This window comes from Lentzea sp. NPDC054927, assembly GCF_053610285.1.
Genome location: NZ_JBSGXZ010000012.1, coordinates 28,116 through 40,912, shown reverse-complemented (window position 1 = coordinate 40,912; position 12,797 = coordinate 28,116). Strand labels below are relative to the sequence as shown.

The 12,797-nt window shown below is 69.2% G+C and carries 1 protein-coding gene (only partly in view); it reads left to right on the top strand.

Annotated features, from left to right (window positions below; translation table 11 throughout):
• A protein-coding gene (locus tag ACWGE0_RS19475; RefSeq protein ID WP_452262287.1) for an SDR family NAD(P)-dependent oxidoreductase crosses the window boundary here: on the top strand, positions 1-12,797 show its final stretch. 17,005 nt of this gene lie to the left of the window's left edge; the window shows 12,797 of its 29,802 coding nt (coding positions 17,006-29,802); its start codon lies beyond the left edge, outside the window; its stop codon occupies positions 12,795-12,797.

Sequence of the window (12,797 nt, the reverse complement as noted above, 5' to 3'; positions counted from 1 at the left end):
TGACGCGCGTCAAGTCTGATGTTGAGTCAATGTTGACTGCATTCAGTCAAGTACATGTTGACGGAATCAATGTTGATTGGGCGCGGTTCTACGGCGGCGGCACGCGGATCGAGTTGCCCACCTACCCGTTCAACCGGCAGCGGTATTGGCCGGCGAGTGCGGGGAGGGTGTCGGACGCGTCTGGGCTCGGGCTGGTCGGCGTCGCGCACCCGTTGCTCGGGGTGGCGGTGGAGCTGGCCGAGGGCGAAGGCGTCGTCTTCACCAGCCGGATGTCGCTGAGCACGCAGCCGTGGCTCGCGGACCACGTGATCATGGGTCGCACCCTGGTGCCGGCCGCCGTGCTGATCGAGTGCGCGATGCGGGCCGCGGACGAGGTCGGGCTCGACCGGGTCGATGACCTCACACTCGCCGCGCCGCTGGTGCTGCCGGAGCGCGGTGCCGTGCAGGTGCAGCTGAAGGTGGGCGCTGACAGCAACGGACGCCGGCAGTACGGGATCTACTCGCGGACCGAGGACGTGCCGGACGCGCCGTGGAGGCAGCACGCGACCGGTTTCCTGGCCAGCGGCACGACGCAGAGCGACTTCGACGCGACGGTCTGGCCGCCTGCCGGGGCCGTGGCGATGGACTACGAGGAGTGCTACGAGCGGTTCGCGACCGTCGGGTTCGCTTACGGGCCCGCGTTCCAGAACCTCAAGGGCGCGTGGCGGGTCGTGTCCACGGATGCGAACGGTTCGCAGGTCTCCGAGATCTACGCCGAGCTGGCGTTGAACGAGAACGTCGACGGGTCTTCGTACGGGTTGCATCCGGCGTTGCTCGACTCGGCGCTGCACGCGGCGTTGCTGGACGAGACGCTCGACGCGGGTTTGCCGTTCTCGTGGGAGGGCGTGTCCCTGCACGCCACCGGTGCGAGCGAGCTGCGCGTCAAGCTGACCCGCGACGAGGGCGGCATGCGCAGGACGATCGCGCTGGCCGACGTCACGGGCGCGCCGGTCGCCACGGTCGAGGCCGTGGTGGTGCGGGCAGTCAACGTCGAGCAGCTCGGCGCGGCCAGGCGGAGCGAGCTGTTCGGGCTCGAGTGGGTGCCGGTCACACAAGAGGACGTGGCGGCGCCCGAGTCGGTCGCGGTCATAGGGCCGGACGTGCTCGAACTCGGGTTCCCGGTGGTCGGCGCGATCGCGGACGCCGTTGCCGGGCTGGTTCTGGTGCCGATCATCGGCTCCGAAGACGTGCTCGGCAGCACGCACAGCAACATCGCGCGGGTGCTGGAGCTGGTGCAGGAGTGGATCAGCAGCGGAAAGGGCGGCAGGCTCGCGTTCGTCACGCGTGGCGCGACCACTGGTGAGGACATGGGCGCCGCGGCGATCTGGGGTCTGGTGCGGTCCGCGCAGTCCGAGCACCCCGAACGGTTCGGGCTGATCGACCTGTGCGGCAACAACCTCTCCACCGCGATGGTCTCGGTGGCGTTCGGTGTCGACGAGCCGCAGCTGGTGGTCCGGGACGGTCAGGTGCTCGCCGCACGACTGGCACGGGTCACGGGTGAAGCGGATGTCCGTTGGGAGGGCAAGGTTCTCGTCACCGGCGGCACCGGCGGGCTGGGCGCGACTATCGCGAAACACCTCGTCGTGACGCACGGTGTGCGGGAGCTCCTGCTCGTCAGCCGCCGTGGGCAGGCCGACACGACGGAACTGGAAGCGTTGGGAGCACAGGTCACGGTCGCCGCGTGCGACGTGACTGACCGGAACGCGGTCGCGGAACTCCTTGCGCAGCATGAGATCCGGGGCGTCGTGCACGCCGCCGGTGTGTTGGACGACGGTGTGATCGAGTCGATGACGCCCGAGCGCGTCGCGGACGTGCTCAAGCCCAAGGCCGACGCCGCCTGGCATCTGCACGAGCTGACGAACGACCTGACGGCGTTCGTGGTCTTCTCGTCGGCGGCCGGTGTGTTCGGCAATGCCGGTCAGTCCAACTACGCGGCGGGCAACGCGTTCCTCGACGCCCTTGCTGCGCACCGCAACGCACAGGGCCTGCCCGCGAGCTCGATGGCGTGGGGTGTGTGGGCCGGGGTCAGCGGCATGACCGGCGAACTGACGGAGGCCGAGGCCGCGCGGATGACCACCGCCGGCATGCCGCCCATCACGGTGGAGCAGGGTCTCGAACTGTTCGACGCGGCCGTGGCGAGCGGGGTGGCGCTGACCGTTCCGGTGCGGCTCGACCTCGCGACGCTGAGGGCACGCGGTGCGGTGGCGCCGTTGCTGCAGGGTCTGATCCGGGTCAAGGCGCGGCGTGCGGCGGCTGGTTCCGCCACGGCTTCCGGGCTCGTGCAGAAGCTCGGCGCGATGGACATCACCGATCGCCGCATGGCGCTCGTCGACCTGGTGCGCACGCAGGTTTCCGCGGTGCTGGGCCATTCGTCGATCGACGCGGTGGATGCGACGCGGGCGTTCCAGGACCTCGGGTTCGACTCGTTGACAGCGGTCGAGCTGCGCAACCAGCTGACCGAGGCGACCGGGCTGCGACTGCCGGCGACGCTCGTGTTCGACTACCCGACGGCGATCGCGCTGGCAGATCACCTGCACGCCGAACTGTTCGGCGCTGTTTCGGAGATCACGGACCTGCCCACGGTGTCCGCTGCGTCTATTGCGGACGATCCGATCGTGATCGTCGGCATGGCCTGCCGGTTCCCCGGCGGCGTGACGTCGCCGGAGACGTTGTGGGACCTGGTGGCCTCGGGCACGGACGCGATCACGCCGTTCCCGTCGAACCGCGGCTGGGACCTCGACTCGTTGTTCCACCCGGACCCCGACCACCTCGGTACGTCCTATGCCCGCGCCGGTGGCTTCCTGCACGACGCGGACCAGTTCGACCCGGCGTTCTTCGGCATGTCGCCGCGAGAGGCGCTCGGCACGGACGGCCAGCAGCGCATCCTGCTGGAGACGACGTGGGAGGCGCTCGAGCGGGCCGGCATCGACCCGACCTCGTTGCGCGGCAGCAGGACCGGTGTGTTCGCCGGTGTCATGTACTCGGACTACGCGCAGATCCTCGAGGCCGACTCCGAAGGCCACCAGGGCGCGGGCACCTCGCCTTCCGTGGTGTCGGGCCGTGTTTCCTACACCTTCGGGTTCGAGGGGCCGTCGGTGTCGATCGACACCGCGTGCTCGTCGTCGCTGGTCGCGATGCATCTCGCGGCACAGGCGCTGCGGGCCGGTGAGTGCTCGCTGGCGCTGGCCGGTGGCGTGACGGTGATGTCGACGCCGGGTGCGTTCGTCGGGTTCTCGCGGCAGCGCGGTCTGTCGGAGGACGGGCGCTGCAAGGCGTTCTCGGACTCCGCGGACGGCGTCGGCTGGTCCGAGGGTGTCGGTCTGCTGGTGTTGGAACGGCAGTCGGATGCTGTTCGCAACGGGCACACGGTGTTGGCGGTGATGCGTGGTTCGGCGATCAACCAGGACGGTGCTTCCAACGGCCTGACCGCGCCGAACGGTCCGTCGCAGCAGAGGGTGATCCGGCAAGCGCTCGCGTCGGCTGGACTGTCCACTCAGGACGTCGACACGGTCGAGGCGCACGGCACGGGCACGACTCTGGGCGACCCGATCGAGGCGCAGGCGTTGCTCGCGACCTACGGGCAGGACCGTGACGTGCCGCTGCTGCTGGGTGGCATCAAGTCGAACATCGGGCACTCGCAGGCTGCGGCCGGTGTCGCCGGTGTGATCAAGATGGTGCAGGCCATGCGGAACGGCATCGTGCCGCCGACCCTGCACGTCACGGCGCCGTCGTCGCACGTCGACTGGAGCGAGGGCGCGGTCGAGCTGGTCACCGAGGCCACGCCGTGGCCTGCGGTCTCGCGGCCGCGCAGGGCCGGCGTCTCGTCGTTCGGGCTGTCGGGCACCAACGCGCACGTGATCTTGGAGGCGCCGGGGTCGGGGATCCCCCCAATTTCCAGCGTACCGGATGAAAGTGCTGGTCAAGGGGCCGCTGGGCGATCTGTGGACAACTCGGCGGCTGTGGACAACTCGGTGCCGTTCGTGGTGTCGGCGAAGACGGCGGAGGCGCTGCCGGGGCAGGTTGAGCGGGCTCGGGCGGCGGTGGGTGCGCCGGAGGACGTGGCGTTCTCGTTGCTGAGGACGCGGGCGCAGTTCGAGCATCGGGCCGTGGTGCTCGGGGACGAGGTGCTGGCGCAGGGGACGGCGCAGTCGCAGCGGTCGCTCGCGGTGCTGTTCTCCGGGCAGGGGTCGCAGCGGGTTGGCATGGGGCGTGAGCTGTACGAGGCGTTCCCGGTGTTCGCTGAGGCGTTGGACGCCGTGCTGATGTACCTGGACCCGGCGGTTCGGGACGTCATGTGGGGCGACGACCAGGAGGCGTTGAACCAGACCGGGTACACGCAGCCGGCGTTGTTCGCGGTGGAGATGGCGCTGTACCGGCTGGTCGAGTCGTGGGGTGTGCAGCCGGATCAGCTGGCCGGGCACTCGATCGGTGAGATCGCGGCGGCGCACGTGGCCGGGGTGCTGAGCCTCGAGGACGCGTGCCTGCTCGTCACCGCCAGGTCGGCGCTCATGCAGGCCTTGCCCGAGGGTGGCGCGATGGTCGCGGTTCAGGCTTCTGAGGACGAGGTGCTGCCGCATCTCACCGAGAGGGTCTCGATCGCGGCGATCAACGGGCCCAGGTCGGTGGTGATCGCGGGTGACGAAGCTGAGGTCTCGGCTGTTGCTGAACGGTGGAAGAGCAAGCGGCTCAAGGTGTCGCATGCGTTCCACTCGCCGTTGATGGAGCCGATGCTGGACGACTTCCGCGAGTCGCTGGCGGAGGTGACGTTCAACCAGCCGCGCATTCCTGTCGTTGCCAGCGGGGACGTGACCACCGTTGAGTACTGGGTGAACCACGTTCGGGATGCGGTGCGGTTCAGCGAGAACGTGCAGAGGCTCACCGCGCAGGGTGCGACGACGTTCCTTGAAGTGGGGCCGGACGGGGTGCTGTCCGCGTTGGTGGACGGCGCGATCCCGTTGTTGCGCAAGGACAAGGGCGAGCGGGTGGCGGCGTTGACGGCGTTGGCTCGGCTGCACGTCGGCGGGGTGAAAGTCGACTGGAGCAGATTCCACGTTGGTGGCAAGGCGATCGACCTGCCCACGTACGCGTTCGACCACCAGCGGTACTGGCCGGCCGTGCGGATCGGCGGTGATGACGCGTCCGGCATCGGCATGGTCGCGGTCGGGCACCCGTTGCTCATCGCGTCGGCGGAACTCGCTGACGGAGAAGGGTTCCTGTTCACCAGCAGGCTGGCGGCGCGCACGCATCCGTGGATTCGCCACCACACGATCATGGGACGCGTGATGGTGCCGGGTGCGGCGCTCGTCGAGCTCGCGATGCGGGCTGGGGACGAGGTCGGGCTCGATCGGCTGGAGGAGCTGACGCTGTCGGCGCCGGTGGTGCTGCCGGAGCACGGTGGGCTTGCGCTGCAGATGAAGGTGTCCGCCGGGGACGACCGCCGGACGTTCACGATCCACGCACGGCCGGACGAGGTGGCCGATGCCGGGTGGACTCAGGTCGTCAGCGGTGTGCTGGCCAAGGGCGAGCAGCGAGTCGAGTTCGACGCCTCGGTGTGGCCGCCGCAGGCTGAGCCGGTTGATGTCGAGGGCTGCTACGAGAAGTTCGCGGAGGCCGGGTTCGCTTACGGTGGCCTGTTCCAGGGACTGCGGGCGGCCTGGCGGGACGGCGACACCACGTATGCCGAGGTGGCGCTGCCGGACGACGTGAGCGTCAGGCAGTACGGGCTGCATCCGGCGTTGCTCGATGCCGCGCTGCACGCCTCGTTGCTCGACGAGAGCGGGTCGGCCGGGTTGCCGTTCGCGTGGGAGAACGTGTCGCTGCACGCGACCGGTGCGACGGCGTTGCGGGTCAAGATGACGCGCGACGACAACGGGTTGCGGATCGCGCTCGCCGACCCCGCCGGTAATCCGGTGGCGTCGGTCGAGTCGTTGGTGATGCGGGCGGTCGCGGCGGAGCAGCCGGCCGAGCTGGACGCGTTGTTCTCGGTGCGGTGGACGCCGATCGCGGTGCCGCCGGCCGAGGCGGGCAAGACGGTCAGCGTGCTCGGGCCGGATGTGCTCGGGCTGTCCGTCGGACGGGTCGAGGGCCTGCTTTCGTTGACCGGCACGGATGTCGTGCTCGTGCCGGTGGAGGGGGAGCAGAACGCCGAGTCGGTGCGGGCGGTGACCCATCGGGCGCTGGAGCTCGTGCAGGAGTGGATCCGGGAGGACCGCGACGGGCGGCTCGTGTTCGTCACGCGTGGTGCGATCGAGGGTGACGACCTGGCCGGTGCGGCGGTGTGGGGTCTGCTGCGGACCGCGCAGACCGAGCATCCGGACCGGTTCGGGTTGATCGACCTGGACGCCGAGGAGTCGTCGCTCGCGACGTTGCTCGGGGTGCTGGATCTCGACGAGCCGCAGCTGGTGATTCGTGACGGTGAGGCTCGGGCGGCTCGGCTTGGCCGCGTTGCCGCGGGTGCCGAGGCCGCGTGGGAGAGCCCGGTGTTGATCACGGGTGGCACCGGTGGGCTCGGCAGGATCGTGGCGCGGCATCTGGTGGAGAACCACGGCGTGACCGAGCTGGTGCTGGTCAGCCGCAGCGGTCAGGGTGACGTGAGCGAGCTGGAGGCGTTGGGAGCGCGGGTTTCCGTCGTCGCGTGCGATGCCGCCGACCGGGCTGCTCTGTGGGAGTTGTTGAAGCAGAACAAGGTTCGGGGTGTCGTGCACGCGGCCGGTGTGCTCGACGACGGTGTGATCGAGTCGTTGACGCCGGAGCGAGTGGACGGTGTGTTGCGCGCCAAGGTGGACGCTGCGCTGAACCTGCACGACCTCGCGACCGAGGCCACGCAGTTCGTGATGTTCTCGTCGGCGGCCGGTGTGTTCGGCAACGCCGGGCAGGGCAACTACGCCGCCGGCAACGCGTTCCTCGACGCGCTCGCCGCGCATCGGCAGCTCAACGGGCTGCCCGGTGTGTCGCTCGCGTGGGGTGCTTGGGACACCGGCATGTTGGCGGCAGAGGACGCGGAACGGATGCGGCGCTCGGGCATGCCCGCGTTGGACGCCGAGCTGGGGCTGCGGTTGTTCGACGCGGCGGTCGGCGGGCTCGAGGCGGCGGTGGTGCCGGTGCGGCTCGACCTGGGTGCGCTGAAGCAGAACGGTGACGTGAAACCGTTGCTGCGCGGGCTGATCCGGGTCAAGGCGCGGCGCAAGGTCGCCGGGTCGGAGACGGCTTCCGGGATGGTGCAGCGACTGTCCGTTCTGGACGAAGCCGGCCGGACGGACGCTTTGGTGGACCTGGTGCGGGGTGAGGTCGCGGCCGTGCTCGGCTACGACACGATCGCGGCGGTCGACCCGGCGCGGGCGTTCCAGGAGCTCGGGTTCGACTCTTTGACCGCGGTGGAGTTGCGCAACAGGTTGACCGCGGTGACCGGGTTGAAGCTGCCGGCGACGGTGGTGTTCGACTACCCGTCTTCCGCGCAGTTGGCTGCTTTTCTGAAGGACGAGTTGCTGGGCGCGGTGTCCGACCTGTCGGATCTGCCCGCTCTGGTGTCCACTTCGGACGATCCGATCGTCATCGTCGGCATGGCCTGCCGGTACCCCGGCGGTGTGTCGTCGCCGGAGGACCTGTGGCGGCTGGTGGTGGACGGGGTGGACGCGGTCACGCCGTTCCCGACGAACCGCGGCTGGGACCTCGACACGTTGTTCCACCCGGACCCCGACCACCCCGGCACGTCCTACGTCCGGGCGGGTGGGTTCCTGCACGACGCCGACCTGTTCGACCCCGAGTTCTTCGGGATGTCGCCGCGCGAGGCCGTTGCGACGGACTCGCAGCAGCGGCTCATGCTCGAGACCGCGTGGGAAGCGTTGGAACGCTCTGGGATCGCGCCGGCCTCGTTGCGTGGCAGCTCAACGGGCGTGTTCGCCGGTGTCATGTACAACGACTACACGCAGCTCATCGGCGGTGCGGACACCGAGGGCTTCGGCTCCACTGGTGCGTCGCCTTCGGTGATTTCCGGCCGGGTGTCCTACGCGTTGGGGCTTGAAGGGCCGTCGGTGTCGATCGACACCGCGTGCTCGTCGTCGTTGGTCGCGCTGCACTGGGCTATGCAGGCTCTTCGGGCCGGTGAGTGCTCACTGGCGTTGGCCGGTGGTGTGACCGTGATGTCGACGCCGGGCTCGTTCGTCGGTTTCTCTCGTCAGCGGGGTCTCTCGGAGGATGGGCGGTGCAAGGCGTTCTCCGACACGGCTGATGGTGTCGGGTGGTCTGAGGGTGTTGGTCTGCTCGTGCTGGAGCGGCAGTCCGATGCTGTTCGCCTTGGGCACACGGTGCTGGCGGTCGTGCGTGGTTCTGCCATCAACCAGGACGGTGCTTCCAACGGACTGACGGCGCCCAACGGTCCGTCGCAGCAGAGGGTCATTCGTCAGGCGTTGGCGTCTGCCGGGTTGAGTGCTGCTGATGTCGATGCTGTTGAGGCGCATGGCACCGGTACTTCTTTGGGTGACCCCATCGAGGCGCAGGCGTTGATGGCGACTTACGGGCAGGATCGTGATGTGCCGCTGCTGCTGGGTGGCATCAAGTCGAACATCGGGCACACGCAGGCTGCGGCCGGTGTCGCGGGCATCATCAAGATGGTGCAGGCGATGCGGCATGGTGTGTTGCCGCGGACGCTGCACGCTGCCACGCCTTCGTCGCACGTCGACTGGAGCGAGGGTGCGGTCGAGCTGCTGCAGGAGAACACCGCGTGGCCTTCGGTGGCGCGGGCGCGGCGGGCGGCGGTGTCGTCGTTCGGCATCTCGGGCACGAACGCGCACGTGATCTTGGAGCAGGGCGCGGGGATCCCCCCAATTTCCAGCGTACGCGATGAAAATGCTGGTCAGGGGGCCGCGCGAGAATCTGTGGACAACTCGGCGCCTGTGGACAACTCGGCCGTTGTGGATCTTGGCGGCGTCGAGTTGTCGGTGTCCGGTGAGACGATTGGAGTGGGGACCTCGGTCTCCCCCTGGGGCCCCCAGGCGGGATCGATTCCGATTCCGTTGGTGGTGTCGGCGCGGTCTGAGGGGGCGCTGGACGGGCAGGTCGAGCGGATCCGGCAGGTCGGCGGTGAGGCCAAGGACGTCGCGTACTCGTTGCTGACGGGCAGGACGTTGTTCGATCACCGGGCGGTCGTGCTCGATGGCGAGGTGGTGGCTCGGGGGTCGGTGCGGAGGAGGCCGGTCGCGTTCCTGTTCAGCGGGCAAGGGGCGCAGCGGGTTGGCATGGGGCGTGAGTTGTATGAGGCGTTCCCGGTGTTCGCCGAGGCGTTCGACGACGCGTTGCAGCACCTCGACCCGGCGCTCAGGGACGTCATGTGGGGTGCGGACCAGGAGGCGTTGAACCAGACCGGGTTCGCGCAGCCGGCGTTGTTCGCGGTCGAGGTCGCGTTGTACCGGCTGGTTGAGTCTTTTGGGGTCAGGCCCGATCACGTTGCGGGGCACTCGATCGGCGAGGCGGCGGCGGCGCACGTGAGCGGTGTTCTCGCCCTTGAGGACGCATGTCAGCTCATCACGGCGAGGGCCGCGTTGATGCAGAACCTCCCGGCCGGCGGCGCGATGGTGTCGGTGATCGCCTCGGAGGAGGAGGTGACGCCGTACCTGACCGGGAACGTGTCGATCGCGGCGATCAACGGGCCGCGGACGGTGGTGCTGGCCGGCGAGGAGGACGAGGTCCTCAAGATCGCCAAGCAGTGGAAGTACAAGCAGCTCAAGGTGAGCCACGCGTTCCACTCGCCGTTGATGGAGCCGATGCTGCAGGACTTCCGGGAGGCGATCGGTGAAATCACCTTCAGCGAGCCGCGGATCGCGTTCCAGGCGGCCGGGGATGTCACGAGCGTCGACTACTGGGTCGGTCACGTGCGGGACGCGGTGCGGTTCCACGACAACGTGACCGCGCTCGGGGACAAGACGTTCCTGGAGATCGGGCCGGACGCCGCGCTGACGCCGCTGGTCGACGGGGCGATTCCGGCGCTCAGGCGCAATGCCGACGAGGTCACGCAGATTTTGACCGCGCTGGGGCAGGCGCACGTTGAGGGCGTCAGCGTCGACTGGAGCCCGTTGCTCAAGGGTGCCAAGAAGATCGACCTGCCCACCTACGCGTTCCGCAGGCAGTCGTACTGGCCGAAGGTCGTGGAGGGCGCCAGCGACGTGAAGGCCGCGGGGCTGAGCGGTGTCGGGCACCCGTTGCTCGGCGCGGCGGTGCAGCTCGCCGGGCAGGACGGGCATCTGTTCACCAGCCGGATCGCGCTCAGGACGCACGGCTGGCTCGCGGATCACGTGATCATGGGGCGCACCCTCGTGCCCGGTGCGGCGCTGGTCGAGGTCGCGCTCAAGGCTGCGGAGGAGCTCGGGCTCGACACGCTGGAAGAGCTGACGATCGCGGCACCGCTGATGCTGCCCGAGCAGGGTGGCGTGCAGATCCAGGTCGCGATCAGCGCCGAGGAGAACGACAGGCGCACCGTCACGATCTACAGCAGGCCGGAGGACACCGACCTGCCGTGGACCGAGAACGCCAGCGGTGTCCTCAGCAGCACCGGCAACCTGGGAACCCGCCTCGACACCTGGCCGGTCGGCGAACCCGTCGACCTCGACCAGATCTACGACAGGTTCGCGGAGATCGGGTTCGCGTACGGGGACACGTTCCAGGGCCTCATGAACGCGTGGCGCCACGAAGGTGCGGTCTACGCGGAGGTCGCGTTGCCCGAAGGCGTCGAACCCGGCTCGTTCGGTATCCACCCCGCACTGCTCGACGCCACGCTGCACACCGCGCTCCTCGCCGAGGGCGACCAAGGGGCGGGGCTGCCGTTCAGCTGGGAGGGCGTGAAGATCCACGCCACCGGTGCGGCGAGCGTCCGGGTGCGGATGAGCAGGGACGAGAGCGGCGCGATGCACATCGTCGTCGCCGACCCGCAGGGCAACCCCGTCGCCGAGGTCGAGTCGCTGGTGGTCCGCGCGGTCAGCGCCGGGCAGCTCAACGAGAACAGCACCCGCGACGCGCTGTTCACCCTCGACTGGACGCCGATCAACGCCACCGACCCGATCGACGCCACCGTGGCGATCGCCGGCGAGGACCACTTCGGGCTGGTCGACCACTTCGTCGCCGGACGCGTCTACGACAACATCGAGTCCACCGACACCGAAGTCGTCCTGACCGAAATCCAGGCCTACTCGGACGACGTCGTGGACTCCACGCACGCCGCCGTGTCGGACGCGCTGATCAACGTCCAGGAGTGGATCACCAGCCTGCGCAGGGGCAGGCTCTGGTTCGTCACGAAGAACGCCATCGCGGCCACGGAGAACGACGTTCCGGACCCGGTGAGCGCCGCCGTCTGGGGCCTGGTCAGGGTTGCCCAGTCCGAACATCCCGGCAGCTTCGGGTTGCTCGACATCGACGACCAGCGCTCCAGCCTCGCGGTCCTGCGCCAGGCCGTGAACGCCGACGAACCCCAGATCGTGCTGCGGGACGGCGAGATCCTCGGCGGCCGCCTCACCAGGGCGGAACGCCACGACACCACGATCAATCACGGCAAGGTCCTCATCACCGGCGGCACGGGCGGCCTCGGCCGGATCATCGCCCGGCACCTGATCGAGAACCACGGCGTCGAGGAACTCGTCCTGGCGAGCCGCAGCGGTCAGGCGGAAACCGGGGACCTGCGAGCGAACGTCACGGTGGCCGCGTGCGACGTGAGCGACCGCGACGAACTCGCCGCACTCCTCACCGCCCACACCCCGACGACGATCATCCACGCGGCGGGCGTGCTCGACGACGCCACCATCGAGTCGCTGACGCTGGACCGGGTCGACCCGGTGCTCCAGCCGAAGGTCGACGCCGCCTGGTACCTGCACGAGCTGGCACCGGACGCGAACCTGATCCTGTTCAGCAGCGTCGCCGGCACGTTCGGCAACGCCGGGCAGGCCGGCTACGCGGCCGGCAACGCGTTCCTCGACGCACTCGCCGTCCACCGCAAGGCGCACCACCAAAAGGCGACGAGCATGGCCTGGGGTGCCTGGGACACCGGCATGCTCAGCGCACAGGACGCGGAACGCATGGCCCGCTCCGGCATGCCGGCGATCACCGAGGAACTCGGCACCACCCTCTTCGACGAGGCGCTCCAGACCGGCCAGGCGGCGACGATCCCGGTGAAGCTGGACTTCGCGGTCCTGCGCAACCACGACGTGGCACCGCTGCTGCGCGGACTGGTCCGCACCAAGTCGAAGAAGGTGGTGGCAGGTCAGGAAACCGCCGACTCGCTGATCAACCGGCTCGTGCACCTCTCCGACCAGGGACGCACGGACGCGCTGCTCGATCTCGTCCGCGGCCAGGTCTCCGAGGTGCTCGGGCACGCGGAGGGCGAGGTGATCGAGGAGGACCGGCAGTTCCAGGACCTCGGCTTCGACTCGCTCACCGCGGTCGAGCTGCGCAACCGGCTCGGCGGCGCGACAGGGCTGCGGCTCCCGGCCACGCTGGTGTTCGACTACCCGACTCCCGCGGATCTGGTGGCACACCTCAAGACCGAGCTGCTGGCCGACGCGCCGGAAGCCGGCCTGCCGAGCGTGCTGGCCGACCTCGACGCGTTCGAGAAGGCACTCGCCGCGGCCAGCGTGGACGAGGCGCTGCACCAGCAGATCGCGGGCCGGCTCGACGTCCTGCGCACGAAGTGGGCCAAGAACACCAGTACCGAGAAGGACTTCGAGTCGGCCTCGGACGACGAGATGTTCGCGATGCTCGACGAAGAACTCGGTCTCTAA